Source organism: Nocardia sp. NPDC047654 (genome assembly GCF_043205035.1).
Classification (GTDB): domain Bacteria; phylum Actinomycetota; class Actinomycetes; order Mycobacteriales; family Mycobacteriaceae; genus Nocardia.
This window is the reverse complement of record NZ_JBIDDF010000002.1, coordinates 652,775-678,659: the sequence shown is the minus strand read 5'-3', so window position 1 is coordinate 678,659 and position 25,885 is coordinate 652,775. Positions and strand designations below refer to the sequence as shown.

The 25,885-nt window shown below is 67.8% G+C and carries 29 protein-coding genes and 1 pseudogene; 13 read left to right on the top strand and 17 right to left on the bottom strand.

All coding sequences use genetic code 11. From position 1 onward, the window contains the following. Positions 1-21 precede the first annotated feature (21 nt). Both ACGF7Y_RS11515 and ACGF7Y_RS11510 read left to right on the top strand, forming a co-directional pair. Positions 22-477 (top strand): hypothetical protein, encoded by a 456-nt coding sequence (locus ACGF7Y_RS11515; RefSeq protein ID WP_393232239.1) that lies wholly within the window; start codon positions 22-24, stop codon positions 475-477. A gap of 12 nt (positions 478-489) precedes the next feature. Next, complete coding sequence (locus tag ACGF7Y_RS11510) at positions 490-684, top strand: hypothetical protein (protein ID WP_393232236.1); 195 nt, start codon at positions 490-492, stop codon at positions 682-684. Between the two features lie 89 nt (positions 685-773). Here the strand turns inward: ACGF7Y_RS11510 and ACGF7Y_RS11505 are convergent, their stop codons facing one another. The 7 genes from ACGF7Y_RS11505 to ACGF7Y_RS11475 all read right to left on the bottom strand — a co-directional run bounded on the left by ACGF7Y_RS11505 (position 774) and on the right by ACGF7Y_RS11475 (position 7,691). Then, positions 774-1,883 (bottom strand): methyltransferase, encoded by a 1,110-nt coding sequence (locus ACGF7Y_RS11505; RefSeq protein ID WP_393232233.1) that lies wholly within the window; start codon positions 1,881-1,883, stop codon positions 774-776. Positions 1,884-2,104: 221 nt separating this feature from the next. Continuing rightward, positions 2,105-2,719 carry a uracil-DNA glycosylase family protein gene (locus ACGF7Y_RS11500; protein WP_393232231.1) on the bottom strand — a complete coding sequence of 205 codons (615 nt, stop codon included), beginning with the start codon at positions 2,717-2,719 and terminating at the stop codon, positions 2,105-2,107. Positions 2,720-2,803: 84 nt separating this feature from the next. Next, positions 2,804-3,319, bottom strand: coding sequence for a flavin reductase family protein (locus tag ACGF7Y_RS11495; protein ID WP_393232229.1), 516 nt, complete (start codon positions 3,317-3,319; stop codon positions 2,804-2,806). Then, on the bottom strand, positions 3,312-3,827 hold the full coding sequence (locus tag ACGF7Y_RS11490) for an NADPH-dependent FMN reductase (RefSeq protein ID WP_393232226.1): 516 nt from the start codon (positions 3,825-3,827) through the stop codon (positions 3,312-3,314). Before ACGF7Y_RS11490 ends, ACGF7Y_RS11495 begins: the two co-directional genes overlap by 8 nt. An 11-nt stretch (positions 3,828-3,838) precedes the next feature. Then, positions 3,839-5,056, bottom strand: a complete 1,218-nt coding sequence (locus ACGF7Y_RS11485; RefSeq protein ID WP_393232223.1) for an SfnB family sulfur acquisition oxidoreductase — start codon at positions 5,054-5,056, stop codon at positions 3,839-3,841. Next, positions 5,056-6,171: a dimethylsulfone monooxygenase SfnG gene (gene sfnG, locus ACGF7Y_RS11480; RefSeq protein WP_393232221.1), complete on the bottom strand. Its 1,116-nt coding sequence runs from the start codon at positions 6,169-6,171 to the stop codon at positions 5,056-5,058. The genes ACGF7Y_RS11485 and sfnG overlap by 1 nt, the downstream gene beginning before the upstream one ends. Before the next feature lie 128 nt (positions 6,172-6,299). Further along, the gene (locus tag ACGF7Y_RS11475) at positions 6,300-7,691 is read right to left on the bottom strand and encodes a styrene monooxygenase/indole monooxygenase family protein (protein WP_393232219.1); all 1,392 of its coding nucleotides are present in this window, start codon (positions 7,689-7,691) and stop codon (positions 6,300-6,302) included. A 98-nt stretch (positions 7,692-7,789) separates the two neighbouring features. On the opposite strand from ACGF7Y_RS11475, the gene ACGF7Y_RS11470 reads away from it, so the two are divergent. Beyond that, positions 7,790-8,272, top strand: a complete 483-nt coding sequence (locus tag ACGF7Y_RS11470) for a GAF domain-containing protein (RefSeq protein WP_393232216.1) — start codon at positions 7,790-7,792, stop codon at positions 8,270-8,272. Between the two features lie 51 nt (positions 8,273-8,323). Here the strand turns inward: ACGF7Y_RS11470 and ACGF7Y_RS11465 are convergent, their stop codons facing one another. The 3 genes from ACGF7Y_RS11465 to ACGF7Y_RS11455 form a co-directional block, all read right to left on the bottom strand. Further along, the gene (locus ACGF7Y_RS11465; RefSeq protein ID WP_393232213.1) at positions 8,324-9,757 is read right to left on the bottom strand and encodes an LLM class flavin-dependent oxidoreductase; all 1,434 of its coding nucleotides are present in this window, start codon (positions 9,755-9,757) and stop codon (positions 8,324-8,326) included. Continuing rightward, the gene (locus ACGF7Y_RS11460) at positions 9,754-10,971 is read right to left on the bottom strand and encodes an acyl-CoA dehydrogenase family protein (protein ID WP_393232210.1); all 1,218 of its coding nucleotides are present in this window, start codon (positions 10,969-10,971) and stop codon (positions 9,754-9,756) included. Before ACGF7Y_RS11460 ends, ACGF7Y_RS11465 begins: the two co-directional genes overlap by 4 nt. Before the next feature lie 84 nt (positions 10,972-11,055). After that, positions 11,056-11,544 carry a MarR family winged helix-turn-helix transcriptional regulator gene (locus tag ACGF7Y_RS11455; protein WP_393232207.1) on the bottom strand — a complete coding sequence of 163 codons (489 nt, stop codon included), beginning with the start codon at positions 11,542-11,544 and terminating at the stop codon, positions 11,056-11,058. A 527-nt stretch (positions 11,545-12,071) separates the two neighbouring features. Here ACGF7Y_RS11455 and dpgA point away from each other — a divergent pair. From dpgA to ACGF7Y_RS11415, 8 genes and pseudogenes are all read left to right on the top strand, one after another. Next, positions 12,072-13,214: a 3,5-dihydroxyphenylacetyl-CoA synthase DpgA gene (gene dpgA, locus ACGF7Y_RS11450; protein ID WP_393232204.1), complete on the top strand. Its 1,143-nt coding sequence runs from the start codon at positions 12,072-12,074 to the stop codon at positions 13,212-13,214. 33 nt (positions 13,215-13,247) lie between these two features. Beyond that, positions 13,248-13,952: an enoyl-CoA-hydratase DpgB gene (gene dpgB, locus ACGF7Y_RS11445; RefSeq protein ID WP_393232201.1), complete on the top strand. Its 705-nt coding sequence runs from the start codon at positions 13,248-13,250 to the stop codon at positions 13,950-13,952. After that, a complete protein-coding gene (dpgC, locus tag ACGF7Y_RS11440; protein WP_393232199.1) occupies positions 13,949-15,259 on the top strand; it encodes a (3,5-dihydroxyphenyl)acetyl-CoA 1,2-dioxygenase DpgC in 1,311 nt (436 codons plus the stop codon). The genes dpgB and dpgC overlap by 4 nt, the downstream gene beginning before the upstream one ends. Next, positions 15,256-16,065: an enoyl-CoA-hydratase DpgD gene (gene dpgD / locus ACGF7Y_RS11435; RefSeq protein WP_393232196.1), complete on the top strand. Its 810-nt coding sequence runs from the start codon at positions 15,256-15,258 to the stop codon at positions 16,063-16,065. The genes dpgC and dpgD overlap by 4 nt, the downstream gene beginning before the upstream one ends. Positions 16,066-16,108: 43 nt before the next feature. Next, positions 16,109-17,914: a thiamine pyrophosphate-binding protein gene (locus ACGF7Y_RS11430; RefSeq protein ID WP_393232194.1), complete on the top strand. Its 1,806-nt coding sequence runs from the start codon at positions 16,109-16,111 to the stop codon at positions 17,912-17,914. A gap of 73 nt (positions 17,915-17,987) precedes the next feature. After that, complete coding sequence (locus ACGF7Y_RS11425) at positions 17,988-19,064, top strand: catalase family peroxidase (protein ID WP_393232193.1); 1,077 nt, start codon at positions 17,988-17,990, stop codon at positions 19,062-19,064. 10 nt (positions 19,065-19,074) lie between these two features. Further along, positions 19,075-19,626 (top strand): cytochrome b, encoded by a 552-nt coding sequence (locus ACGF7Y_RS11420; RefSeq protein ID WP_393233140.1) that lies wholly within the window; start codon positions 19,075-19,077, stop codon positions 19,624-19,626. Next, a pseudogene (locus tag ACGF7Y_RS11415) lies at positions 19,627-20,568 on the top strand (MFS transporter); the annotation flags it as partial. Between the two features lie 255 nt (positions 20,569-20,823). Here ACGF7Y_RS11415 and ACGF7Y_RS11410 read toward each other — a convergent pair. From ACGF7Y_RS11410 to ACGF7Y_RS11400, 3 genes are read right to left on the bottom strand one after another with little or no spacing between them, the layout of a single operon-like run. Beyond that, positions 20,824-21,585: an ABC transporter permease gene (locus tag ACGF7Y_RS11410; protein ID WP_393232190.1), complete on the bottom strand. Its 762-nt coding sequence runs from the start codon at positions 21,583-21,585 to the stop codon at positions 20,824-20,826. Between the two features lie 9 nt (positions 21,586-21,594). Beyond that, positions 21,595-22,404 (bottom strand): ABC transporter ATP-binding protein, encoded by an 810-nt coding sequence (locus ACGF7Y_RS11405; RefSeq protein ID WP_393232187.1) that lies wholly within the window; start codon positions 22,402-22,404, stop codon positions 21,595-21,597. Between the two features lie 9 nt (positions 22,405-22,413). Then, positions 22,414-22,770 carry a DUF1048 domain-containing protein gene (locus ACGF7Y_RS11400; RefSeq protein WP_357131737.1) on the bottom strand — a complete coding sequence of 119 codons (357 nt, stop codon included), beginning with the start codon at positions 22,768-22,770 and terminating at the stop codon, positions 22,414-22,416. 176 nt (positions 22,771-22,946) lie between these two features. Between ACGF7Y_RS11400 and ACGF7Y_RS11395 the strand changes: the two genes are divergently transcribed. Next, positions 22,947-23,249, top strand: a complete 303-nt coding sequence (locus ACGF7Y_RS11395) for a DUF1905 domain-containing protein (protein WP_063052760.1) — start codon at positions 22,947-22,949, stop codon at positions 23,247-23,249. Between the two features lie 31 nt (positions 23,250-23,280). Here ACGF7Y_RS11395 and ACGF7Y_RS11390 read toward each other — a convergent pair whose 3' ends face one another. The 4 genes from ACGF7Y_RS11390 to ACGF7Y_RS11375 all read right to left on the bottom strand — a co-directional run bounded on the left by ACGF7Y_RS11390 (position 23,281) and on the right by ACGF7Y_RS11375 (position 24,993). Beyond that, positions 23,281-23,892, bottom strand: coding sequence for a hypothetical protein (locus tag ACGF7Y_RS11390; protein WP_393232184.1), 612 nt, complete (start codon positions 23,890-23,892; stop codon positions 23,281-23,283). A 122-nt stretch (positions 23,893-24,014) separates the two neighbouring features. Next, on the bottom strand, positions 24,015-24,344 hold the full coding sequence (locus ACGF7Y_RS11385; protein ID WP_393232181.1) for a hypothetical protein: 330 nt from the start codon (positions 24,342-24,344) through the stop codon (positions 24,015-24,017). Between the two features lie 141 nt (positions 24,345-24,485). Beyond that, positions 24,486-24,782, bottom strand: a complete 297-nt coding sequence (locus tag ACGF7Y_RS11380) for a hypothetical protein (RefSeq protein WP_040870817.1) — start codon at positions 24,780-24,782, stop codon at positions 24,486-24,488. Next, positions 24,769-24,993 carry a hypothetical protein gene (locus ACGF7Y_RS11375; protein ID WP_040870818.1) on the bottom strand — a complete coding sequence of 75 codons (225 nt, stop codon included), beginning with the start codon at positions 24,991-24,993 and terminating at the stop codon, positions 24,769-24,771. Before ACGF7Y_RS11375 ends, ACGF7Y_RS11380 begins: the two co-directional genes overlap by 14 nt. Before the next feature lie 97 nt (positions 24,994-25,090). Here ACGF7Y_RS11375 and ACGF7Y_RS11370 point away from each other — a divergent pair, with 97 nt between their 5' ends. Then, positions 25,091-25,882, top strand: coding sequence for an alpha/beta fold hydrolase (locus ACGF7Y_RS11370; RefSeq protein ID WP_393232177.1), 792 nt, complete (start codon positions 25,091-25,093; stop codon positions 25,880-25,882). Positions 25,883-25,885 lie beyond the last annotated feature (3 nt).

Genomic DNA, 25,885 nt, shown 5'->3' with positions numbered 1-25,885 from the left:
AAGAAAGAATGAGGGAATCCCATGCTGTCTCGCTTCAACGCAATAATTCTCGTCGGGCTCCTCTGCTCTGCGGTGCTCGGCACCGCACCGGCCGGGGCTACGACCAGCGCTCACCCGCAGTTCATCGCTGCCAAATCTTGCGGTTTCGAATTCACCTACAGTCGGCCGTCGGTGTACCCGCCGAAGATCACGGGAAACGGTGTCGCCCAGTGCGACGGGCCGCCCGAAGAGCACATCTTGACTTTGGCGCTGGAATACCAGCAGGGCGGTAGGTGGGTGAACGCCGCGCACATCACCGAGGGCGCGATCCCGCCGACCCCGCCGAAATCCAGGATGTACGAGGTGAGCGCAGCCTGTTACGCGGGCAACTGGCGTGTCAGTATGAGCGTGACAGGCCGCATCCAGGGCAACCCGTTCGTGTTCAGCGACCGCTCGAGAACGCGCGAGGTACCGATCAGCCAATGCCCGAGCCGATGAGAAGGATCTCTGGTGCCGAACTTCGACGTGAGCAAGTCCCGGGAATTGCGGGACCAGGTTCAACCGATCTATGAGGAAGTAGTGGCCCTGCTCGGTGCTGCGCATCCGGCGGCGGTTGCGCTGCAACAGGCGGCAACCGAACTCGCCGCCGCCGCGCCCGGCCCCCGACGCTATGGCGACCACGAACCGGATCACCCAACCATGTGAGAACGACAGAACCCGACCGGTAGGCACTCAACTATCGAGTCGCACGTGGCTGAGGCGAATCCGCGAGGGACGCCTCCGTCATGTGCCACTCAACGCGGTACCAGGCGGTAGAGGGACGTTGTTTCGGCGGCGCGGGCGGTGGCGAGCGGGGAATCCGGGTTGTTGGCTCGGGGGTGGGTGGGGCGGATGTCCAGTTGAGCCGCTATTCGGAGGCCGGCGGCGGTGATGCGGGCGGGTAGTTCGTCGCGGGTGCGCAGGCCGAGGTGTTCGGGGAGGTCGGAGAGGATCAGCCAGCCTTCGCCGCCTGGGTGCAGGTGGGCGGGGAGGCCGGAGAGGAAGGCATGCAGCATGGACGAGTTCTCGTCGTAGACACCGCTTTCCAGGGCCGAGGTGGGTGTGCCGGGGAGCCAAGGTGGGTTGCACACCACGAGGTCGGCTTTGCCGTCCGGGAAGAGAGCAGGGCCTTGTACGGCGACGGAGGACAGGCCCAGCCGGTCGAGATTGGCACGAGCGCAGGTGAGCGCGCGAAAGCTGTTGTCAGTGGCGATGATTCGGAGGCATCCGCGTCGAGCCAGGATCGCGGCGAGCACGCCGGTTCCCGTGCCGAGATCGAAGGCGGTATCGGCGCGTTCGGGTAGGGGCGCGGTGGCGACGAGGTCGACGTACTCGCCCCGTACCGGGGAGAACACGCCGTAGTGCGGATGGATATGGTCGCCGAGGGCGGGAACGTACACGCCCTTCTCTCGCCATTGCGCCGCACCGAGCGCGCCGAGCAGTTCGGTGAGCGCGACCACCGTGCGCCCCTGCGGCAGGCCGTACGCCTCGGTGCACGCGCGTCGCACGTCGGGTGCGCGCCGCAGCGCCAGGGAATAGTCGTCTTCCAGCAGCACGAGCAACTTGCCGAGCACTTCCGCGCGCCGACGACGCGACGCGCGATACCGCCGGAACGCTTCGGCCGAATCATCGCCCGGCGGAACCTTCCGGTCCACCCGCCGGCCCATCGCACGCAGCAGTTGCCGCGCATTGTGGAAATCACCGCGCCACAGCAGGCCGGTTCCCGCTCGCGCCAGTCGGCAAGCCGCGGCGGCGGTCGTGCGGTCGTTCACCACCACGACCGGGTCAGGTGGCGGCGCGCCATTCGCCGAATGCCAGCGGGCGGTCGTATTGATGTCGTCTTCGGTCCAGGAAACGGTGGACACCGCGAACTCCTCGTGATCGAACGTGCATGGGCACGACGAGCACTTCGCCGCAGGGTCGCGAACAGAACTGTGCGGCTACCGCACAGCAATCACCTGGATTGGCTACACCCGCGCCGAAGTGCGCGAGGAATCACCGAGAACCATGCCGAGCGTCACGACCAGGACCTTTCCGAGGGAGACGCACGAGTCTCCCACAGCGGCGACTACCGGAGCAAAGCCCCTCAGTCGAGCAACCGGACGGCCGTGCGGATCGCCGCTTCGAAGCTGCGGCGATTGTCCGGATGGTTGATGCCGGGCGGAGAAGGCGAGGCTCCGTGCACCAAGTGGATATTCGCGCCGGTCAACGACATTTTCTGCCAAGCACGCTGTGCCGGCCGGCCGAGCAGCACGACCACGCGCAGCCGCGGAAGCAGTTCGAGCATTCGGCGCGTGTACGGCTCGGCCCTGCCGAGTTCGAAACGCGAGGGGGCGCCACCCGTGATCGGAAACGGGCAGGCGTTCCAGGCGGTACACCGCGCCCGGTCCAGACCGGTCGCGGCACATGTGCGGAAGAAGTTCTCCGCACCCACGTCATCGTTGTCCCAGCTGAGAAACCTTCTGTCGCGCAAGTCGGGATCAGCGTCGCCCTCGGGGGCCTTCAGCACGAACAACAGCTCCGCCGCGACACCGCCGAACAACGGATCTATGTAAGGCAGATTCTCGGAACGAGTATCCGCTTCGATGCGATCGACAAGCTGATTGAGCGCGCGAACGTGCGGCATCTCGATCGCGGCCGCGGCCCGTTCGCGCCGAATCCGGCGCTCGCTCAGAGCTCGCGGATGATCGGGGATCTTCACGGGCCACCTCGGGAACCGCCGACAGCGCTACAGCATCACCCTACGCGCCCGGAACCGGTCGCCGGGGCGGTTCGCACCCGCGAGTCAGGCTGCCCCGTTGGCCGTTTCGGCGTGCAAGCGGCGGAACTTGCTGCCGTGGAAGACGAGAGGGTCCACGTCGGTGCGGGTGGCGATGCGGTGGATACGCAGGATGACGACCGCGTGGTCGCCCGCTGGGACGTGCGCCTCCTGGACGCCCTCGATCCAAGCGGACGCGCCGTCGATGAACACGGCGTCGCCCGAACCGCGGTGCAGTTGGATGTCGCGGAAGCGGTCGCCGTCGCGGGTGCCCAGCGTGCGGGCGGCGGCCTGCTGGCCGGTGCCGAGCAGGCTGAGGCCGAGGTGGCTCGCGGCGGCGAGCTTGGGCCAGGTGGCCGAGGAGTTCTGCACGCAGAACGAGACCAGGGGCGGGTCCAGCGAGACGGGAACGAACGTGCTCACCGCCAGACCGTGCGGGGTTCCGTCGATTTCGGCGCACACCGCGACGACACCGCTGGGGAAATTCGCGAACGCGCGCCGCAGACCGGCTCCGTCGGCGGGGAATTCGAACAGGTCATGCATGATTCGCAGCCTTCGAGCTGTGGGCCAGTGCCTGGGCGACCGAACGCCACCGACCACTGTACCGGTCGATGACGCCGTCCTCAGCGAATGTGCGATCGGACAGGTAGAGCCCGGGCAGTGCGGCGGTGGCCCCGATTTCGACGAGCACGGGCTTGAGCAACAGGTCGGGCGCCAGGGCGTGGGCCGGTCCGGCGCCGAGCATCACCGGGACCGCTAGCACGCCTTCCAGGCCGGTTCCGCCCTCGAACTGTTCGAGGAACAGCTTGAGCAGACCGGTGTAGGTCGCCTTGAAGGTGGGGCTGGCGAAGACGACGAGTTCCGAGCCCGCCACGGTGCGCACCGCCTCGGCCACGGCCGGGTCACCCCAGCTGAGCAGGGCGGGACCGAACTCGACCAAGTCGATCACGGTGGGTTCCACCTCCGGACGCAGTCCCCTGGCGACCGAGGTGGCCGCGGTGAGCGTGCGGGAGGCGGGTTTCGGATTGCCGACGACGACAGTGACTGTCATTTCGTCTCCTTTCAGATCACACCGTGTAGCGGCGGCGCGGCGTCGTGCAGCAGAGCCCTGCCGATGTGCTGGTACTTCCAACGCACCGGATCGTGCAGGGTGTGCGTGCGCGCGTTGCGCCAGAAATGGTGCAGATTGAGATCGGCTGCCGCGCTGCGCGTTCCGCTGACCTCGAACAACGCGGCGGACACGTCGTTGGCGGCGCGGTCGGCGAGTACTTTGGCGGTCGCGACGGCCAGCGACGCCGTGGCGATGTTCGCGGCGCTCGGATCGATCCCGATGGCCGCGTCCAACGCCCATCCGGCCGACGAGAGGGTCGCCTCCGCGGCGGTCACCGCGACGGACAACTCACCGAAGCGCTGGATCAACAGCGGGTCGTCCACCGCGTTCGCCACCCCCGCCTCGAACCATGGACGACTCTTCGTGCGCACGAATTCCGTTGCCGCGGTGAGGGCGCCGCGCGCTATGCCGGTGTCGATGGCGGCGTGCAGCAACTGCGCGAAAGCGCCGTAACCGGTGGGCGCGCGCACCGCGCCGGAGCGGGGAATCACCTGGTCACGGTCGACGAGCACTTCGTCGAAGGACACTGTTCCGCTGCCGGTGGTGCGCTGCCCGAGCCCGTTCCAGTCGTCCACCACGCGCACACCGGGAGTGTTCGCGGGCAGGTAGGCGATGTACTCCCCGGGCTCGAGGCCGCTGCGTCCCTCGGGATCGTCCAGCCGGGTCAGCACCGCGAACAGGTCGGCGAACAGCGATCCGGTGCAGTAGTACTTCACGCCGTCGACCCGGAATCGGTCATCGACCGGCCGCAACGTGGTCGCGATGTCGGCGACGGTCGCGCCGCCGCGCTCGGACTGCGCGTTGGCGATGCGCCCACCGTCGAGCACCCGGCCGAAGTATCGCTCCCGCTGCTGCGGAGTGCCCGCGAGCCGGAGCAGGTTCACATATACGAAGTGGCTGTGCGGGATCTGCGCGATATTCGGGTCGGCAGTGGCGAGGATTCGCGTCACTTCCGCGACCGCGCTCGGCGGCAGATCCGCGCCACCGTAGTCCGCGGGCACGGTGATCGCGAGCAAGCCGCTGGCCGCCAGCCGATCGACCTCCGCGTACGGCAGCAGGCGATCCCGGTCGCGTTCCGCGGCCCCCGGCGCGAAGTCCGTCGCCAGCCGCTGCGCGACCGCGAACGCCTGTGCCGCCGACAGGATGCGATCGGCGGCGACCGCGGTCATCAGTTCACCGCCGCGACAGGCCGCTGCGCGGCTTCCAGCTCGCGCACCAGCGGGAGCACCTTCGCGCCGAAGTACTCGATCTCCTCCTGGAAGTGCAGGAAGCCGCCGAGGATCAGGTCGACGCCGAGCTGTTTGTAGGCGACGATCCGCTCGGCCACCTGCTCCGGCGTGCCGATCAGCTGGGTGCGGAAACCGTCGTTGTACTGCACCAGGTCTTCGAACGTCGAGTCGGCCCACATGCCCTTGCGGTCCTTGGTGGACGCGCCCGCCTGCTGTACCGCGTCACGGAAGCCCTGCACCGCGGGCTTGTTCGCCTTCTCGATGATCTCGCGAAGGGTGTCGCGGGCTTCCTTCTCGGTATCGCGGGCGATGATGAAGCCGTTGAGCCCGAATTTCACCTCGCGGTCGTGGGCGCGTGCGACAGAGCGCAGGTCGTCGAGCTGTTCGGTGACGCCGTCGAAGTCCTTGCCGTTGGAGAAGTACCAGTCGGCGTAGCGTCCGCCGTTGCGCCGGGCGGCGGTCGAGTTACCGCCTTGGAACAGTTCCGGATTGGGGCGTTCGGGGGTGTTCAACGGCTTGGGCTTCAGGGTGAAGTCCCGGATGCGATAGAAGTCGCCGCCGTAGTTCACGTTGTCTTCGGTCCAGATCTTGCGGATCACCTCGAGGAATTCCGCGCTGCGCCGGTAGCGCTCGTCGTGCTCGAGCCACGGCTCGCCGAGCGCGGTGAATTCTCCGGCGAACCAGCCGGAGACGACGTTGATGGCGAACCGTCCGTTGGACAAGTGATCGGCGGTGGCGCCGAACTTGGCCAGCACCGCCGGGTGCCACAGCCCGGGATGCACGGCCGCGATGACCTTCAGCCGTTCGGTGGCGCCGAGCAGCGCGAGACTGAACGAGGTCGATTCGTGCTGGTATTCGGCGCCGTAGGAGGCGGTGTAGCGCACCTGGGACAGCGCGTAATCGAAGCCGTTGTTCTCCGCGGTCCGCGCGAGCTTCTTGTTGTACTCGAAATCCCAGCCGGTGCGCTGTTCGATATCGCTGGTGACCAGTCCCCCGCTGACGTTGGGCACCCAGTAGGCGAACCGGATCTGCTCGGCGATCTGCTCCGTGGTCATAGCTGCTCCATGGTTTTCGGGGGGTAGCCGTCGGATCGGAGGCCGGACGCCACGCAGGCGTCCGGCGCTCCTTCCACTCCAGCACCGGCCCCCGGTTGGTACGAGATTTTGAATCTGTGGGATTCGGATCAGGCGTCGGCGAGTGCGGGCGAATAGTTCGACCTGGCGAACTTGCCCGCGGGCGCGAACCGGCCCAGCAGCGCGGCCGCGTCCTCGCCGGTGACCCGCGTGATGAACTCGTTGACCGCTTCCGGCGAGTCGACCGGCAGGAAGGGCTGCGGGCGATGCAGCAGGCCGACCAGCGCCGAGGCGAACGCCGGGTCGACGGCCGCCGCCGCGAAGAACGCGTTGCCGATCTCGCCCAGCTCCGGATCACTCAGGAACAGCCTGGTCACCTTGTTCGCCGCGTCCGCGCGCGCGGCCAGGAACGCCGCGTACTGCCGCTCGATCCACGCCTCGTCGAACGGCCCTTCGTGCACGGCGGCCGCCGCGACCAGCCGCTGAGCCTGGATCAGGCCGCTCTGCGCGCCCTGCCCGGCGATCGGGTCGTAGGCGATGGCGGTGTCACCGAGCGCGGCGACCACGTGGCCGCCCGCGGTGCGCCCCACACCCGACCGCACCACCGGGCGCACCGCGCCTTTCAGCCACGAGTGCGGGTCCTCGGGGATGGTCTCGGTGGCCAGCACCTCCGGCAGATCCCAGTCGATGTAGTCGCGGTAGAGGTCTTGCACGATGCGGTGCGCCGAGTCGGCGGAGTCCGCCGCGGCGAAACGCTTCTCCCAGTCGCTGCCGGGACGCGCCCAGCCGAGGAACGCCCAGCTCGGCCCCGCATCCTTGTGCAGATAGGGGCCCCACCACCCTTCACCCTGGTCGGCGAGGATGGAGAAGCCGCTGTGCGCGCCGCCTGCGACGCTGCGATGGGCGAAAACGTTCTCGTCGTGCCCGATTCCGGTCACGGTGACGGTGAGCAGCGAGCGCTGCGGCGCGGCGTAGGGGGTGCGCTGCGCGTCGACGGGGAACAGGTCCGACAGTCCGCCACGTCCGGTCGCGACCAACGTGAGGTCGTTGGCGGCGGCGATGCCGTCGAGCGTCTCCGGCGTCACCTGCTCGACCACGAACCGGCCGCCGCGCTCCAGGAACGCGGTGAGTCGCTCGTCGGCCTTGAGCCTGGTGTCCACCGCCACGCCGACGTATCCGTCGAAATGACCGTCGAATTGGATCAATTCGGGACGATCGGGGCCGGGTCCGGCGATGCGCACACTCAAGCCGGTGTGCCGGGGCGCCCGGGCGGTGTAGCTGTCCAATCCCAGCGCGGCCTCGGCCTGCTGGGTCTCACCGAATTCGAGCGCGGTGCCGGTGGCGGGCACATCGTCACGCAAGGAGCGCTGATCGCGCTCGCTGTAGATGGTGACGTCGAAACCGGCGTCGAGAAGTCCTAGCGCCGCAGTGACGCCGGTCTGTCCGGCGCCGATAACCGCGGCCGAACGAGTGGAACGGGAAACGGATTGCTGCGATGTCATGCAGGGATGATGCGATGCCCGCCAGGCGCGGGCAGAGTGTTGCGATCACCGAGAATGAATGGGCAGACAGCGAATTCCGAGCGCGTACCATTCGGGCCATGTCGTTCGTCGCCGCCGATCTGACCGGAGACCGCACCGAGCAGTACCGACAGCTCGCCGCGCAGGCCGAGGCGCTGGTCGCGGGCGAGACCGACCGCATCGCCAACGCCGCCAATCTCTCCGCGCTGGTATTCCACGCGCTACCCGATGTGAATTGGGTGGGTTTCTATTTCTACGACGGGCACGAATTGGTGGTCGGCCCGTTTCAGGGCAAGCCCGCGTGTGTGCGCATCGCGCTCGGGAAAGGCGTGTGCGGCACCGCGGCCGAATCCAGGACCACCCAACTCGTGCCGGATGTGCACGCGTTCGACGGCCATATCGCCTGTGATGCCGACACGCGTTCGGAAATTGTCGTGCCGCTGGTCCGGGACGGAGATCTGATCGGGGTATTCGATCTCGACAGTCCGCGCCCGGACCGTTTCGATGACATCGATCGGGCGGGGCTGGAGGCGGTGGCCGGGATATTTCTCGCCGCTCCCTGATCGCGTCGCCGGGCAGCGCCGGGCCGGCAGTTCCGGTGCCGTCCGACTACGTTACGAGCGCGTCTCGGCCGTTGCCCCCGCCCGCGAAACCTCGTCCGGCAAAGCGGTCGAGCCGGCGCCACCCAACCGGTAGCTCGCGCCGCGGTGTTCCGCGGGCAACCGGTCACCCGCGCCGAACAGCGCATTGCGCAGGGTGCCCGGCACGTATTCCTCGGCGTAGGCGCCTCGGGCGGTCAACGCCGGAACGACATGCTGCACAATGTCTTCGAACGAGCCCGGGGTGATCGCGTAGGCCAGGTTGAACCCGTCCAGATCGGTCTCGGCGGCCCACTCCTGGAGCAGATCGGCGACCGTCTCCCCGGAGCCGACGAACACCGGGCCCATGCCGCCGATCCCGGCCCACTTGCCGATATCGCGGACGGTCCACTCCCGGCCGTCGTCGACGAATTCCTGGAACGCCGCGACCGCCGACTGGATCGCGTTGCTCTCCACCTGGCCGATCGGGTCGTCGAGGTCGTAGCGGGACAGGTCGATGCCCATCCAGCCGGACATGAACACCAAACCGCCTTCGACACTGGCGTAGGACAGGTACTCCTCGTGCTTGCGCCGTGCCGCCTCGTCGGTCGCGTCGGTGATGATCGTCGCGAGAGCGTAGACGCGCGCCGCGTCCCGGGCGCGGCCTGCCGCTTCCAGCGCGTCCCTGATCCGGGCGACCGTCTGCGCCAGCACCCGTTTCGATGGACCGGCGATGAAGATGGCTTCCGCGTTCTCCGCCGCGAATCGCACGCCGCGCGGCGACGCTCCCGCCTGGTAGATCACCGGCGTCCGTTGCGGCGACGGCTCCGAGAGATGGATGCCCGGCACGGTGTAGTGCGCGCCGCGATGACCGATGTGGTGCACCTTGGCCGGGTCGACGTAGACGCCCGCGGTCGCGTCGCGGACCACCGCGTCGTCCTCCCACGAGCCTTCCCACAGCTTGTACAGCACCTCGAGGTACTCGTCGGCCTGGTTGTAGCGCTCGTCGTGATCGAGCTGGTCGGCGGCGCCGAAGTTGCGCGCCGCCGAGGGCAGATAGCCGGTCACCACATTCCAGCCGAGCCTGCCGCCGGTGAGATGGTCGAGCGTCGACAACCGCCGTGCGAACGGGTACGGGTGCTCGAAGCCGGTGCCGGTGGTGATGCCGAACCCGAGATGCTCGGTCACCGCGGCCATGGCGGAGACCAGCAGCAGCGGGTCGGCCACCGGGATCTGCGCGCCTTGGCGCAGCGCGGCGATGTCGTTGCCGCCGTATACGTCGTAGGTGCCCAGCACGTCGGCGATGAAGATGCCGTCGAAACGGCCGCGTTCCAGCAGCTTCGCCAACTCGGTCCAGTAGCCCAGCTCTTTGTAGCGGTGCGACTGGTCGGCGGGATGCCGCCACAGCCCGGGTGATTGATGGGCGACACAGTTCATGTCGAAGGCGTTGAACCGGATGCGGCGGGTCACCGCGCCGCTCCCCCGGTGCGCTCCCCCGCGCTCCACGCGAACGGCAGGTCGGCGCCGTTGAGCAGATGATCGCCGATGGCCCGCGCCTTCTGGATCGCGGGGTTGTGCACCGAGATGGTGCGGGCGTTGCGCCAGTGCCGATCCAACCGCAGCCGTTCGGCGACCACCGAAGCACCGCCCACTTCGAACAGCAGCGACGTGGCGGGCAGCACCAGGTCGATGACGGCCAGCTGGGCCCGGGCCGCGGCGAGTTCGGCCGCCACCAGGGCGCTCTCGTCCTTCGCGCCGCCCGCCAGCACCTCGTCGAGCACGTCGGCGACGGCGAGCACACTGGCTTCGGCGGCGAACGCGGCCGCCGAGAGGCGCCCGATCACCTGCTGCACCAGCGGGTCGTGCCTGGGCAGGTCGGCGGTGGAGTGCGTGTAGCCGCGGGTGCGCGCCGCGACCCACTCCCGGATGTCGCGCTCGGCGCGCTTGGCGATGCCCGCGAGCACCGAGAGCTGGACCAGTTGCAGATAGGAGGTCGCGTAGGTCGGGCCGGGCGCGCCGTAGCCGGGACCGAGAATTCGATCCTCGCTCACCACCACGTCGGTGAATTCGGTGGTGCCGCTGGCCGTCAGCCGCTGGCCGAAGCCATCCCAGTCGTCGTGCTGACGCACTCCCTCGGCATGCGCGTCCACCAGGACGCCGACGCGCTCACCGTCGCGGTCGGCGGCGGCCAGGATGTAGTCCGCGTACAGCGAGCCTGTGCTGTAGTACTTCACACCGTTGAGCAGCCACCGTCCGCCGTCTTCGGTGAGTGTGGTGCGGTAGCGGTCCACCGCGCCGACGCCCGGTTCGGTGATCGCGTTGCCCACCAGCGTGCCCTCGGCCACCGCACGCAACCAACGTTCCCGCTCGGGCCCTTGCTCGGCCAGCAGTCGGTCCTCGACGAACGAGAAGTGCACCCGCAGCGCCTGCGGCAGGTTCGATTCCGCGGCGGCGAGTTCGATGAGCAACCGGAACAGCTGCCGGACGGTGACGCCGTATCCGCCGGACTCGACCGGAACGCGCAGCGCGCCGAATTTCGCCGCACGCAGCTCGCCGACCTCGTCGTAGGGCAGGGTGCGATCGATTTCTCGCGCTACGGCGCCCTGGGCGATCCGGTCGAAGATCGGGCCGAAGATCGCATCCAGTTCGGAGTCGGTAGTGGATTTCGCCTCGGTGGTCGTCATCAGCTCACGATCGCGCACCATGGCCGGGTGCTCACGGGTTGCGCGCAGCGCGATCGAAATGCGGCCCCCTGGCCGTCGGTCGAGCTACCGAGCGGGTGGCTCGAACTGATCGGCCCGGCTCGCCGAGGCCGACTGGATGCCCGCGAGATTCCGCAGCAGGGCGAGGGCGCTGGGATGGTCGTCCGGTTCGAGGGCTTCGAAGAGGATGCGCTGCACCTCATCGGCTTTCGGGAGCAGCTGCGCGTATTCGCGGCGTCCGGCGCGGGTGAGGGCGATCCGCCGTTCCCGCTTGTCGGCGGGGTTCACGGATCGCTTGATCAGATTCTTGCGTTCCAGGGCGGCGGCGGCCTGCGCCATTGTCGAGGTGTCGGTCCGGACACGGAGGGATATCTCGTGCTGGGTCGATGGCCCGTCGCTGTAGACGACATTGAGAATCGCGAACTGGGTCGGTGTGATCGAATCCCCCACCGTGGTGTGCCAGACGGAATTGTGTCGCTGGTAGAGCAGCCTGATCAAGTGTCCCGGCGTCTCCGAGAAGACATGTGGCGCCAGCGCCGAGGTGAGTGACTCCATTCGCTGATTAGACCACGATCACACCGGCGCCCGGCGTTGTTTCGGTCGCTTGATCAACTCCGCTCCCGGCCGCTGGCACGCCGCCAACAGTACGTGTACGGACTATCTTCTCCTGGTCTAAGCGTCATCGTAATATCTTGTGCACCAACATTTTTCATCAATCTGAAGCCGAGATGTGAGCGTCCCCCTAACGTTTAGGGGTTGCCACCCATGATCAAGCAGGGGTACTGTTCGGAATCGATCGAACTGGCGCTTCCGGGCTCGAACCGGAAGCCGAAACCACATAGTCGCCCTGCGACTGTGCCGTACGGATCGATTCTCGGGGGGAATGGGGGTGGCATACCAATTTATTCGACGTGCCCTGCTCGATGAATGCGCGCTGCGCATTCACGGGTGATAAAAGGTCCGACTGATACCGTCGGCCGGCTCCGGCGAGCCGGGTGAACAACCGGCGGGAAACGCATCACATTTATCGGTCTATCGCGCCCGCGCAATTGCGCACCCACTAATCAGCACAGGAACTGAGCATGACGACCATGAGCACCGCCCGGGTCGAAGCACTCGAGCCGAGATTACGCACCCTCCCCCGGCAGGCAACCACTCCACCGAAGCTGCTCGGAGTGGCCACCGCCAACCCACCTGATCGCTACAGCCAGCGCGAACTCATCGATCTGCTGAAGATCACCGACCCGAAGATTCGCGGCGTCTTCCTCAACGGCGGAATCGAGCGACGACATCTGACCCTGCCCCCGCGCGGCGACGACGGCGAATTCCGCGTCGAGACCCAGGCCGAACTACTGGAGAAACACCGCCGCCAGGGTGTGCGCACCGGTGCCGACGCGATGCGCGCGTGCCTGCGCGAAATCGGGCGCGACCTGCACGACGTGCGGTATCTGGTGGCCGTCACCACCACCGGCTTCCTGACCCCCGGATTCAGCGCGCTGCTGATCAACGAACTGGGCCTCGACCCGGATACGGCCCGGCTGGATGTCGTCGGCATGGGCTGCAACGCCGGGCTCAACGGGCTCGGCGCCGTGGCCAACTGGGCCTCCGCCCATCCGGGCGAACTCGCCCTGCTCGTCTGCTCCGAGGCCTGCTCGGCGGCCTACGTGTTCGACGGGACGATGCGAACGGCCGTGGTGAACAGCCTCTTCGGCGACGGCGCGGCCGCGCTGGCGGTGCAGGCGGGCGATGGCATCGGTTCCGGTGAGCGCGGGAGGCCGGCTCCGGGGCCCACACTGCTGACCACCAGTAGCTACATGATCCGGCACGCGGTCGGCGCGATGCGCTACGACTGGGACGAAGACGCCGGGAAGTTCAGCTTCTACCTCGACAAGGAAGTGCCCTACGAGGTCGGCGCGCACGCGGAGATCGTGATCGACAAGTTGCTGCGCGGTACCGGCCTGCGCCGCAAGGACATCGCGCACTGGACCGTGCACTCGGGCGGCAAGAAGGTCATCGACGCGGTCAAGATCAACTTGGGCTTGACCTCCTACGACCTGCGTCACACCACCGGGGTGATGCGCGATTTCGGCAACCTGTCCAGTGGCTCGTTCCTGTTCTCCTATCAGCGGCTGCTCGCCGAAGGCCGGGTCCGCCCCGGCGACTACGGGGTCCTCATGACGATGGGCCCGGGTTCGCAGATCGAAACAGCTCTGCTCCGTTTCTGATCGACGTCGACCGAACTACATCCAGGGGGAAGCATGACCACAACCAACGGGTCGGGCATCAACGTCTTAGCCGCGGTGATTCCAGCCGACCAACCACTCTCGGCCGAACTGACCGACGCGGTGACCTCGATCGCTCTGCGCGCCGAAGACGCCCCGCGCGATCGGCCGCACGGAGTCGTCCTGTACATCACCGGCCCGGAAGCCGCACACGATTTCTCGTGGCCCGGCGCCGTGGACATCGGCGCCGTCGGCAAATGGGAAGCCGCCTTGCGACGGCTGGAACAGGCTCCGGCGCCGATCGTCGCCGCCGTCGACGGAGACGCCTACGGCCCCGCGGCCGAACTGCTGCTCGTCGCCGACTACCGGATACTGCGTTCCGGGTCGGTTCTCGGATTCGCCACCTCCGAGGAGGGCAGCTGGCCTGCCATGGCCCTGCACAGATTGGTCGCCCAGCACGGCGCCGGGCTCGCCAGGACACTCGCCATCCAGGGACGCAGCCTCTCGGCCGCCCAAGCGCTGGAGCACGGCCTGATCGACGCGGTGATCGGCGGCAACGCCGAAGCCGAGAACGGCGCCGTCCAAGCAGGTCTGGCGCTGTTCGAGTCGGCCGTGGGAACGGAGATCGCGATTCGCAGGCGTCTGGTCCTGGACGCGGCGGTCACTCGATTCGAAGACGCGCTCGGCGCGCATCTGGCCGCCTCCGACCGGACGCTGCGGCGACTCGGGAGCACGCTGTGACCACATTGCCGCAGTTCATCGGAGACCTCGAATACGACCGAGCAGCGCTTCAGGCCGCCGCCACCGAATGCGACAGAGCCCTCGACGATTCGGGGCCGGTCGCGGAGCGCGACGATACCCGGGCCACGCGAGCCGCCGAAGCCCTCACGACGCTGCGAACCCTGCGGCGGGCGTTCCTGCGCACGCATCTGTCCGCGGTGTATCTCGCCGCCACCGACAACTTGCGTGTTCCGCTGCGCGCTGCCGAACTCGCGGCCGCGGTCACCACCCGGTTCCCCGGTCTGCTCCCCGACCCCGGCCGGCTCGCCGCCGACGCCGCAGCGGTGCAAGCGCACAAGGAAGGCTGGGAGATCGACCAGGGGATCTTCTTCCACGCGGTGTTCTCCGACCCGATCGCCGGTAACCACCTGCTCGACGCGATGCGCGGACCGACCGGCCGCGCGCAGGCGCTGCTGCCCGACTTCGAGCGCACCGGCCGCATCACGCTGCCCGCGGTGACGCTGACCCGCGCCGGGCACACCGCGACCATCACCATCACCAACACCCACTGCCTCAATGCCGAGGACAACCAGCACGTCGCCGACATGGAGACCGCCGTCGACCTGGTCCTGCTCGACCAGCGGTCCGAGGTCGGCGTCGTGCGCGGCGGCGAGATGACCCACCCCCGCTATCGCGGCAAGCGTGTGTTCAGCGCGGGCATCAACCTCACCGAACTGCACCGGGGCAAGATCTCCTACGTCGACTTCCTGCTCGGCCGCGAGACCGGATACCTCGCCAAGATCCTGCGCGGTCTCTCCGCCGACGATTCCGGCGAGTGGCCACCGCGGCTGCGCACGAAGCCGTGGATCGCCGCGGTGGACACCTTCGCGATCGGCGGCGGGGCACAGCTGCTGCTCGTCTTCGACCGCGTGATCGCCGCCGCCGACAGCTATTTCAGTCTCCCGGCGGCGCAGGAGGGAATCGTGCCGGGCGCCGGCAATCTCCGGCTCGGACGCGGTTCGAGCTACCGGCTCTCACGCGACGTGATCCTGTGGGGCAGACGGATTCACGCCACCGAGCCCGACGCGCGCTACGTCTTCGACACCGTCGTCGAACCGGATGCGATGGACGCCGAAATCGACCGCGCCGCCGCGCGACTGGCCGCCGACGCGGTGATCTCCAACAAACACATGATCGTGACCGCCGAGGAACCACAGGACGCGTTCCGCGCCTACCTGGCCGAATTCGCCCTGCATCAGGCGTTGCGGCTCTACGGCGTGGACGTGCTGGCGAAGGTGGGCCGGTTCAGCGCGGGAGCGCGCGGGTGACCTCGCTTCCGGACCTGACCACCGTGGTCTACCGAAAGCGGGGCCGCGTCGCCACCGTCGAACTCGACCGCCCGGAAGTGCTCAACGCGATGGATTCGCGCATGCACATCGAACTCGGGCAGGTGTGGGACGACATCGAACGCGACGACGAGATCTGGGTAGCCGTGCTCAGTGGCCGCGGCGGTCGCGCGTTCTCGGTCGGCCAGGACCTGAAGGAACTGTCCCTGCGCATCGCCGGCGGCGACGGCTACTCCACGTTCGGCAGCGCGGGCAAACCCGGGCACCCGCGGATCACGGATCGGTTCGGCTTCGCGAAGCCGCTGATCGCCAAGGTCGCCGGGTACGCGCTCGGCGGCGGTTTCGAGCTCGCGCTCGCCTGCGACATCGTCGTCGCGGCCGACAACGCCGAGTTCGGGCTCACCGAGGCCAGACTCGGCCTGATTCCGGGCGCGGGCGGGGTCTTCCGGCTGCCCCGCCAGGCGCCCTATCGGATCGCGCTGGGCCATCTGCTCACCGGCCGCAGGATGTCCGCGACCCGCGCCGCCGAGCTCGGCCTCGTCAACGAAGTCGTTCCCGCCGACGACCTCGACGCGCGCACCGATGCCTGGGTCGCCGACATCCTCGCCTGCGCGCCGCTGTCGGTGCGCGCCATCAAGGAGGCCGCGGCAGCGGCCGTGACCATGCCACTGCCCGAGGCGTTCACCGCCAAATACCACTGGGAAACGCTGCGCGCCGGCTCCGCCGACGCCCGCGAAGGGCCGCGCGCGTTCGTCGAGAAACGACCACCGATCTGGACCGGTCGCTGAGCCGCCTCCCGACCGGGTGCACCTACCGAGAAACGAAAGGGCCATGACAGCTACACCGCCCCACAGGCTGGGCCGCGACATCATCTTCGACTATCTGCGTGCGGTCGGCACCGAATACGCCTTCGGTGTGCCGGGCACACATGAGATTCCGCTGCTCGACGGGACCACCATCCCCGAGAACGGGGTCGAGTACGTGCCATGCCTGCACGAGAACATCGCGCTCGGCGCGGCCATGGGCTACGCCCGCATGTCGGGACGCCCCGGCGCGGCGATCGTCCACATCACCCCCGGCACGGCCAACATCATCGGCAACCTCTTCAACGCCTACCGCTCCAACATCCCGCTCATCGTGTTCTGTGGTCAGCAGCACAGCGAACTGCTGATCCAGGAACCGATCCTGGCTTCCGATCTGGTCCACACCGCCGAGCAATACACGAAGTGGGCCCATGAGATCCGCAGCGTCGACGAAATGCCGCTGGTGCTGCAGCGCGCGTTCAAGGAACTCCTGGTCCCGCCGCTGCGGCCGGTATTCGTCTCGCTGCCGTGGAACTTCCTGCTCGAAGCGCCTGCCGTGCAGGAACCAGGTCGGGTCACCCGCATCGCGCACGCGGTAGCCGCGGATCCGGCCGGTGTCACGGATGCCGCGCAACAGCTCGCGCGGGCGAAGAACCCGGTGGTGCTCGTCGGCGACGGCGTCGGTGAGGCAGAGGCCTGGCCGGAGATCGAGCGCCTGTCGAATGTGCTCGGCGCGGCGGTGTACTCGGAGAACCAGGCCAGCCGGATGAACTATCCGAACGATCTGCCGCACTGGCAAGGCGAACTCGTGCCCACCCAGGACGGGGTGCACATGCAGCTCGCCGAATTCGACACCATCTTCCAGGTCGGGGTGAACTCCCAAGCTCAGATCCTGGTGTTCCGGTGGGAGAAGGGCCCGATCATCCCGCCGGCGCTCACCCAGGTGACCCTGCACAACGATCCATGGGAGATCGGCAAGAACTCCTATGCCACGGTCGGCGTGCTCGGCGACATCAAACGCAGCCTGCCGCTGATCATCGATGCCGTCGTCGGTCATCCCGCCTACGACGAAGCTGCGGCTGCGCATCGCAATCGGCGCCTGCTCGACCTCGATGCCAGGCGCGACAAGGCGTTCGCCGCCGCGGGAGCCACCGTCGCGGGCCACGAGCCCGCGATCCCGGACTACCTCGTGCCGATGAAGCTCGCCGAGGTGCAAAGGTCGCTCGACAAGCCGCTGACCGTGATCAACGAGGACTTCGCGATCTCGGCGGCGATTCAGAAGGCGATCGCCTACGACGCGCCCGACGCCTACTTCTGTACCTCCGGCGGATCGCTCGGCTTCTCCCTGCCCGCATCGATCGGCATCGCGCTGGCCGTGGGCAAGAGCCGCTACGTCGTGACCATAGTCGGCGACGGTTCTGCGCTGTTCCACACCAATTCGTGGTGGACGACGAGCAAATCGGCACTGCCCGTGCTGTATCTGGTGATGAACAACCACGAGTACAAGACCCTCATGACCGGCCTTTCCGCCATCGGCCAGATCTACGGCTGGCAACCGACCAGCGACGCCTGGTATCTGCGGTTGGGCCGGCCTACCCAGGACTTCGCGCAGATCGCCGAAACCTTCGAGATCGAAGGCGAAGTGGTGACCAAGACCGCGAAACTCACCGATGCGTTGAAGCGCGGGTTCAAAGCCCTCGACAAGGGCGCGCCCTACGTGATCGACATCCGTATCGCCTCCGCGTCCGCGCCGCCGATCGACATGCTGCTGGCCGACAACCCCGACGTCGACCCGGTTCTCGTCGAACGGCTCCAGTCCATGGGCCCGCCGTGACCGGCCGGGCCGTCCAGCCGCGCTCGAGCGCCCGCTCCGCGAGCGAGCGCGTCGCACCCGGAGAAAGGGAATCATGACCGAGGCAAGCAGGCATTCCTTGCGATTGAATCGCCGCACCCTGCTCGGCGGCGCCGCTGTCGCCGCGCTCGGCGCCGCGGGAATCGGAGGGTTGTTGTTCACCGAGAGCGTCGTCGGGCCGTGGCGGCTGACGGCGCGCAGGCTGGTCGATCGCCTGCAGGACACCGCGGGCGGCTCCTTCCCGGGGTGCCGGCGCAACCACGCCAAAGGGCTCGCCGTCGGCGGGTACTTCGAGAGCAACGGCAACGGTGTCGAACTGTCGAAGGCGTCGGTGTTCCGGGCGGGGCGCTACCGGCTCGACGGCCGGTTCTCCCTCGCAGGCGGCAACCCGCACATGCCCGACGCGCCGACCGCACCCCGCGGGCTGGGGCTGCGGCTGTTCCTCCCCGGCGGAGAGCAGTGGCGGATGGCGATGATCAACGTGCCCGTCTTCCTCGACGCAACCCCGCAGGACTTCTACGACCGCGCGCTCGCTTTCGCACCGGATCCGGCTACCGGCAAGCCCGACCCCGCTGTGATGAGCCGCTATGTCGCCGCACACCCGAAGACCGCCGCAGCGCTGAGTGTCATCGAAAAGGGCTCGCCGCCGGCTACTTTCGCGGACACCGCATTCTTCGGTCTCAACGCCTTCGAGTTCGCCGACGATCACGGTGACTCCGTTCCGGTGCGATGGCGACTCGTACCGGAGCACCCACCGGGGCTCGCACCGCCCGCAGCCGGCGAGAACGCACTCTTCGACGGTCTGGTCGCCGCCATCCGGGTGGCGCCGCTGCGTTGGAGATTTCTGGTGACGGTGGGCGAGCGCGGGGTCGACCCCACCGACGACGCCACCAAGGTATGGCCGGCCGACCGGCGCGAAGTGCACGTGGGCACCGTTGTGCTGGAGCAAGTGCACACCGAAGCCGCGCACAACGTGCAGAACGTGAACTTCGATCCGCTCGTGCTGCCCGACGGCATCGCGCCGTCCGATGATCCGCTCCTGCAAGCGCGCTCGGCGGCCTACGCCGAGTCCTTCCGCCGCCGCGCGGGCGAAACGAAACCCACCGGAGCCGTTGTGGTGAAGGAGGCCTGATCCGATGGCGATCACCGAACACACCGGCGAGGCCCCCCGGTTCGGCGTCACCGCGCGAATCCTGCACTGGGCGATGGCGGCCTCGATCGTGGCCATGATCGGCATCGGTGCGGCGATGGTCGGCTACCTCGGCCCCTACAGCCGGTTGCTGACCTGGCACAAGACCATCGGGCTGATCATCTTGCTTCTCGCGATCGTCCGTCTCGCCTACCGTCTCACGCACCGGCCGCCACCGCAGATCGAAACCATGGGCAGCCCCGAGCGGCTCGTCGCGACCGGATCCGAGATCCTGATGTACGCGCTGTTCCTGGCGCAACCGCTCGTCGGGTGGGCACTGGTCTCCGCATCCGGGATTCCCATCGAGATCCTCGCGGGAGTGCGCGTCCCGGCGATCGCACCGACCGACCCGCGGCTGTACGCCATGTTGCGGACGCTGCACAGCGTGCTCGCCTATCTGCTGTCGTTCGCGCTGATCGCCCACGTCTGCGCGGTCACCTTCCACGCATTGGTGCTGCGCGACAAGCTACTTCGCCGCATGACCTTCCCGACCTCGCAGCGATAGATGAGACCGGTCGGCCAGGGAATCGTTGTCGTCGGCACGACGCTGCGTGCCCCGCTGACATGCGTGGGGCCGCTGATACCGGTGATCACCGCCGACACCGGGCTGTCCAGCACGCACGCCGGAGTTCTCACCGCCCTGCCCCTGCTGATCTTCGCGGTCGTCCCCGTGGCGGTGCTGCGGACCGTCCATCACGGGCCCGACCGGCTCGTGCGATGGGCGCTGGTCGCGATGCTGGTGGGGCTGCTGGTTCGCTCGACACCCGGCCAGACGTGGCTATTCACCGGAACCGTGGTGATCGCGGCGGCGATCGGCTACGCGAATGTGTTGCTGCCCGCGATCGTGCGGGACAGCGCCCCCTCCGCGCGCGTCACGGCGATCACCGGCGCCTGGGTGGCGGCGATGTGCGCGGCGGCTGCCCTGTCGTCCGGGATCGCCGTTCCACTGGCCGGTCTCCTGCCCGGCGGTTGGCGACCCGCGCTCGCGTGGGCAACGCTGCCGGTCGTGCTGGCTTTGCTGATGTGGCAGGTTCGCGACAGACCCGTCCTGGAGCCGGCACCCGCCCGCCGGGTATCGATGCCGTGGCATTCACCCGTGGCCTGGCAGGTCAGCGCTTTCATGGGTCTACAGGCGCTGGGGTTCTACACGACACTCGCCTGGCTGCCCTCTGTTCTCCAGGACGACGGAGTGACCCCAGAGGCCGCGGGCTGGTCACTGTTCGCGTTCCAGATCCTCGGTCTGCTCGTCGTCAACGCGCTGCCCTGGCTCACCCGCACCACGGCGGCGAAACGCCGCCTCGCCGTCACCGCCTCGGTGCTCGACGCCGCGGGCTTCCTGCTCCTCGCCGTCGACTCCGCCCTGGCGCCCCTGGCGATCCTGCTGCTCGGTACCGGAGCCGGCGCCTGCCTTGCCCTGGCGATGGCATTCCAGAGTGAACGCGCCGGCGACGCGACCGATGCGGCCGCGCTGGCCGCGATGGCTCAGACCGTCGGGTTCGCCATGGCCGCTGTCGGCCCGACCCTCCTGGGCATTCTGCACACCCGAACAAGCGGCTGGGCACCGGCACTGGGGGTGCTCACCGCCCTGACTCTCCTACAAGCCGCTGCGGCGGCCGGAGCAGGCCGCCCCCAAGTCGTCGGACCGGCCCGGCAGCCGGTCCTGGGGGGCGAGCCGACTCGCGACAGCCTCGGCCGATGCCGCTCAGGAGATCTTGCGGCGGTAGGTATTCATGGCGAACAGGTAGGCGACGATGAGGATGCCGACGCACCAGGCGAGGGCGATCCAGATGTCGGTGCCGACGGGCTGCTGCGTGAACAGGTTACGAATGGCGTCGATGATGGAGGTCACCGGCTGGTGTTCGGCGAAGGCTCGCAGCGGGCCGGGCATGGTATCGGTGGGTACGAAGGCCGAGCTGATGAAGGGCAGGAAGATCAGGGGGTAGGAGAAGGCACTCGCGCCGTCCGGGGTCTTCGCGGACAGGCCGGGGATGACCGCGATCCAGGTCAGCGCGAGGGTGAACAGGATCAGAATGCCCGCCACCGCGAGCCAGGCCGATATTCCGGCCCCTGAGCGGAAGCCCATGAGCAGGGCGACGAGCACGACCACCACAAGCGAGATCACGTTGGCGACCAGCGAGGTCAGCACGTGCGCCCACAGGACCGATGACCGGGCGATGGGCATGGATTGGAATCGCTCGAAGATGCCGCTCTTCATATCCAGGAACAGCCGGAACGCGGTGTAGGAGATGCCCGAAGCGATGGTGATGAGCAGGATTCCGGGCAGCAGGTACTGCACGTAGGAGTCCGACCCCGAGTCGATCGCGCCGCCGAAGACGTAGACGAACAGCAGCATGAATGCGATCGGCATGATCGTGGTCGTGATGATGGTGTCCACGCTGCGCGTGATGTGGCGCAGGGATCGTCCCAGCAGCAGCGTGGTGTCGGCGAAGAAATGCGTGGTCATCGTAGTTCCTTACTTCGTCCGTACCGCGCTGCGGTCACTGTCTGGAGCGCCCTCGTCGCCTTCGTCACCGACCAGGGCGAAGAAGACGTCTTCCAGGCTCGGCTTCTTCTGGACGTATTCCACCTCGGCGGGCGGGAGGAGCTGCTCGAGCTCGGCGAGGGTGCCGTTGACGATGATCCGGCCCTTGTGCAGGATCGCGATCCGATCGGCGAGTTGTTCGGCCTCGTCCAGATATTGCGTCGTGAGCAGCACTGTCGTGCCGTGCTCGGCGAGTTCCTGCACCGCGCGCCACACCTCGATGCGCGCCTGCGGGTCGAGCCCGGTGGTCGGCTCGTCGAGGAAGATGACCGGCGGATTCCCGATGAGACTCATGGCGATGTCGAGGCGGCGGCGCATGCCACCGGAGTACGTCGACACCTTCCGTGTGGCCGCGTCGGTCAGCGAGAAACGCTCGAGCAGGTCGTCGGCCACCGTTTCCGCGTTCTTCAGGTGCCGCAACTTGGCGATGAGCACGAGATTCTCCCGCCCGCTGAGGATTTCGTCGACGGCGGCGAACTGCCCTGTGAGGCTGATGGACTCCCGCACGTCGCCCGGTTGCGTGGCGACGTCGAAGCCGTTGACCCTGGCTGTCCCCGCGTCGGCTTTGAGCAGCGTGGAGAGGATTTTCACGACAGTGGTCTTGCCGGCTCCGTTCGAGCCGAGCAGGGCGAAGATGCTGCCCCGCTCGACTTCGAAATCGACGCCGCGCAGCACCTCCAGTTTGTTGTAGGACTTCTCCAGACCGCGCACATGGATCGCCGGAGTTTGCTGTGTCGTCATCGAACGCCCCTACTTTCCTTCTCCGGCGGCGCGCTCGATGGCGCTGTTCAACCGTGCCCGTTCCCGGTTGATCCACGAATCTTCCTGGTAGTTCCGCGCGAACGTCTCGATGAACGCCACGGGGTCCTCCCCGACGACCTCGCGTATCGGGGATCCGTCGGCCGCGCTCCGCTCGAACAGCTCGGCGAGGTCCTCGAACATCGAAACGCCGCCTCCCGAGCCGGTGTACATCAGGTACCGCTCGAAACCATCGACCGCTGTGCGATAACCCGCGGGAAGCTGCCCCGCCCGCGTCTTGTACTGCCGCCACCGCCGCTTGTCGCCGATGTCGCCGACCAACTTCGAGGTGAGATCCGAGATGCCCATGGCAGCTGCCTCCTTCGTAGAGGGCGGTTCGAGCCGCCCATAGATATAAGTAGATGTATACGTACACGTGCTGGCCTAACTATAAGTAGACATATACGTACATGCAAGTCCAGGAAGTAGGAACTCTCACGCGGTCGATGCGAAGCCCCGTCGGTGCCCGCCGTTACAGTCGCGGCGTGGCTGGTTCGCGGTACTCGTTCACGGCGGAAGTATGGGAATTACCGGGCGATGCCGCCTGGCATTTCGTGTCGCTGCCCGAGGACGTGGCCGATGAGATCGAGGAGCGCTACGCGCATCGTTCCGGCGGGTTCGGCGCGGTGCGAGTGCACGTTGTCGTCGGCGGCACTCGGTGGTCTACTTCGCTGTTCCCGGACAAGTCACGGGCGACCTATGTCCTGCCCATGAAGAAAGCGGTGCGCGTCGCGGAGGGACTGGAGGCGGGATCCGCCGCGCACATCGAACTGACGGTCGCGCTGTAGGACACGAAACGCGACGCGGCGACCCGAGGGGTCAGTACCCGAACCCTCCCACAGCGGCGTTGCGCTTGCTCGCACTTCGCTTGACCGCCACCACCACGATCACGAGCACGCCTAGCACCACGCCACCGAAACCGAGGGCGAGCGCGCCGAGCAGCGTGCCGACGAAGGAAGAGCCGAGGCCTCGGCCGATGGCAACCGTCACCGCGGAACTACCGGCCGTGGTCACCCGATAGCCGCCCGGTTCGGCGGCCTCGAAGGAGAATCCGGCCCGGCCCTCATGGCTGCCGAAGGAATAGGTGATGCTCGCGTCGTACTTCCGCAGCTCCACATGCTTGCCGTGCGGGTCGAGCACCCGCAGATCGACCGTGCCGGAGGCACTCTCGGACGACGCCCCCGCGTACTCGAAGTACACGGTGTACCCGCCGGACTCCGCCAGGTTCACCACCCCGGAGCCGGGCACCCCGACCCGCTGGAAGTCATCGATGCGTCCCGAGGTCTGCAGGAAACCGAAAGCACCGAGGACGATCCCGCCGATGACGCCGAGGGCGATCAGCGCGCCACCCAGCGCGAACCAGCGACCGGACGGGCTGATGACCGGCGATCCCAGCGAATTCGGCGACGTCGGAAAAGGCGGCTGTGACACGGGCGGATCCTCGGCTTCCGGTCGACACCCTCGTCGACGTAGCGACAGCGTACGGTCTGCCCTACCGCATCGCTACGCGAAGCATCCGCCCACCGTTGACAACGGTCTCCGACCGCCGATGATCAGCGCGTTTGGGCCGCCGACATGCACTCGCTCGCGATGCGACCGCTGGCGGCGCGCGCCTTGTCCGCGTCTTCCTTGCTCATCCCCAGCGTTTCCTGGTCGGGAGCCTTGGTGTCGTACTCGTCGCTGATCATGATTCGCAGTCCGTCCTGCGAAATCCCCTGATCGACGAACACCTTCGCGGCGCAATCGGCCAGCTGCTTGTTCTTGAGGCCCTTGTCCTGCAACGACTTGGACAGATCGGCCTGCGTCACCGTGGGCGCCGCCGTGTCCTTGTCGCTGCCGCATGCCGCGAGCACCGGCAGCGCGATCAGCGCCGCGGCGATCATGCAGATCCGCACCTGACTCCTCTTCCTCGACTGACCACTGTCGGTGGCGTGGCCACCATAATGCCGTGCGGCGTCCGGCGGTAGTCGTCTGCCACGGCGAATACGGGATGCGGTGCCGTCCAACGGGCTAGGTGCGAAATCTCAGAGGTCCATCGCCGCGCGCAACGCGGTGTCGAGCCGCTCCAGGGTGTCGCTGTCCACCGCATCCACCCGCTCGGCCAGCCAACCGCGAAAGATCCGCCCGATGTTCCCGGCATGCACCCAGCCGTGTTCCTTGACCGGAACCGCGAGGATGTCCTGCGGATCGTCCTCGATCACCTCGGCCGCGATCAGCCAGGGACGCGGCGATTCGTTGATGCCGTCACTGCTGATGAGCACGACCGTTCGGCGGCGCGGCGAACCATGCGGGTTGTAGATCCACAGTTCACCCCGACGCACGCATCTCCTCCTCCGCGGCCGCCAGCTCGGCCGCGTCCGCGGCGGCCTCGGCGGTCACATCCGATACCGGACCGACACCGGTGCGCACGGCCTCCCGTCGCGCGGCCTTCGAAATCCAAGCCGACGGCGACATTCCCGCCCGAGCGGCCGCCTGTTCCGCGAATGACCAGGCGGCTTCGTCCAGCGAAAGGGTGACCTTACGCGTTGCCATACCAATTATCGTACCCGCACCGCGGGGCGCGGACCAGCCCTGATGGTCGCGTGCGACATCCCATCTGACGACGGGTGACTGCTGTTAGTGTTGGCGCATGACGACCTTGCACCATCATCGCGTCGGCGCGGGCGAGCCACTCGTGCTGGTACACGGGGTCGGGAGCCGGTGGCAGGTGTGGGAGCCGATCATCGACACGCTGGCCACGTCGTACGAGGTCATCGCCGTCGACCTGCCCGGCTTCGGCGGATCGACGCACCCGCTCGCGCACACCACGGTGCCCAACCTGGCCGAGGCGCTCGCCGAGTTCCTCGCCGCACAGGGGATCGATCGGCCGCATCTGGCGGGCAATTCGATGGGCGGGCTGATCACGTTGGAATTGGGCGCCCGCGGGCTGGCTCGGTCGGTGACCGCCTATTCGCCGATCGGGTTCTGGGACACCGCGGGCCGGGTGTGGTGCCAGCAGTCGCTGGGCAAGTCACGGGCACTGGCGCGCCGGCTGCGTCCCGCGCTGCCGTCCGTGCTGAGCACCGCCGCGGGCCGCACCGTATTCCTCTCGCTGGTCTTCGGCAAGCCATGGGCGCTGGATGCGAAGGTGGCGCTGGAGACCGCGCTCGGCGCGGCGGACTCGGCCGGATTCGACGAGGCGCTCGCCTCGTTCACCGACGTCCGGCTGCCCGAAATCGGCGCACTCGCCGACATTCCGGTGACGATCGCCTGGGGCAGCCGCGACATCCTGCTCACCTACGCGACACAGAGCCGCAAGGCGCGCAGCGTGCTGCCGAACGCCGAGCACGTCACGCTGCACGGCAGTGGGCACACGCCGTTCTTCGACGACCCGGCCGGCTGCGCACAGGTCCTGCTCGAGACGATCACCCGCGTGCGGTAGGCG

Bases quoted from the DNA above. Each gene is read 5' to 3' on its own strand.
- ACGF7Y_RS11405 (WP_393232187.1), bottom strand. From the start codon at position 22,404: ATGACGACACAGCAAACTCCGGCGATCCATGTGCGCGGTCTGGAGAAG.
- ACGF7Y_RS11475 (WP_393232219.1), bottom strand. From the start codon at position 7,691: ATGACATCGCAGCAATCCGTTTCCCGTTCCACTCGTTCGGCCGCGGTT.
- ACGF7Y_RS11485 (WP_393232223.1), bottom strand. From the start codon at position 5,056: ATGACCGCGGTCGCCGCCGATCGCATCCTGTCGGCGGCACAGGCGTTC.
- dpgA (WP_393232204.1), top strand. From the start codon at position 12,072: ATGACGACCATGAGCACCGCCCGGGTCGAAGCACTCGAGCCGAGATTA.
- ACGF7Y_RS11410 (WP_393232190.1), bottom strand. From the start codon at position 21,585: ATGACCACGCATTTCTTCGCCGACACCACGCTGCTGCTGGGACGATCC.
- ACGF7Y_RS11470 (WP_393232216.1), top strand. From the start codon at position 7,790: ATGTCGTTCGTCGCCGCCGATCTGACCGGAGACCGCACCGAGCAGTAC.
- ACGF7Y_RS11375 (WP_040870818.1), bottom strand. From the start codon at position 24,993: ATGGCAACGCGTAAGGTCACCCTTTCGCTGGACGAAGCCGCCTGGTCA.
- ACGF7Y_RS11385 (WP_393232181.1), bottom strand. From the start codon at position 24,344: ATGATCGCCGCGGCGCTGATCGCGCTGCCGGTGCTCGCGGCATGCGGC.
- ACGF7Y_RS11370 (WP_393232177.1), top strand. From the start codon at position 25,091: ATGACGACCTTGCACCATCATCGCGTCGGCGCGGGCGAGCCACTCGTG.
- ACGF7Y_RS11400 (WP_357131737.1), bottom strand. From the start codon at position 22,770: ATGGGCATCTCGGATCTCACCTCGAAGTTGGTCGGCGACATCGGCGAC.
- ACGF7Y_RS11455 (WP_393232207.1), bottom strand. From the start codon at position 11,544: ATGGAGTCACTCACCTCGGCGCTGGCGCCACATGTCTTCTCGGAGACG.
- dpgB (WP_393232201.1), top strand. From the start codon at position 13,248: ATGACCACAACCAACGGGTCGGGCATCAACGTCTTAGCCGCGGTGATT.
- ACGF7Y_RS11495 (WP_393232229.1), bottom strand. From the start codon at position 3,319: ATGCATGACCTGTTCGAATTCCCCGCCGACGGAGCCGGTCTGCGGCGC.
- ACGF7Y_RS11460 (WP_393232210.1), bottom strand. From the start codon at position 10,971: ATGACGACCACCGAGGCGAAATCCACTACCGACTCCGAACTGGATGCG.
- ACGF7Y_RS11430 (WP_393232194.1), top strand. From the start codon at position 16,109: ATGACAGCTACACCGCCCCACAGGCTGGGCCGCGACATCATCTTCGAC.
- ACGF7Y_RS11515 (WP_393232239.1), top strand. From the start codon at position 22: ATGCTGTCTCGCTTCAACGCAATAATTCTCGTCGGGCTCCTCTGCTCT.
- ACGF7Y_RS11490 (WP_393232226.1), bottom strand. From the start codon at position 3,827: ATGACAGTCACTGTCGTCGTCGGCAATCCGAAACCCGCCTCCCGCACG.
- sfnG (WP_393232221.1), bottom strand. From the start codon at position 6,171: ATGACCACGGAGCAGATCGCCGAGCAGATCCGGTTCGCCTACTGGGTG.
- ACGF7Y_RS11425 (WP_393232193.1), top strand. From the start codon at position 17,988: ATGACCGAGGCAAGCAGGCATTCCTTGCGATTGAATCGCCGCACCCTG.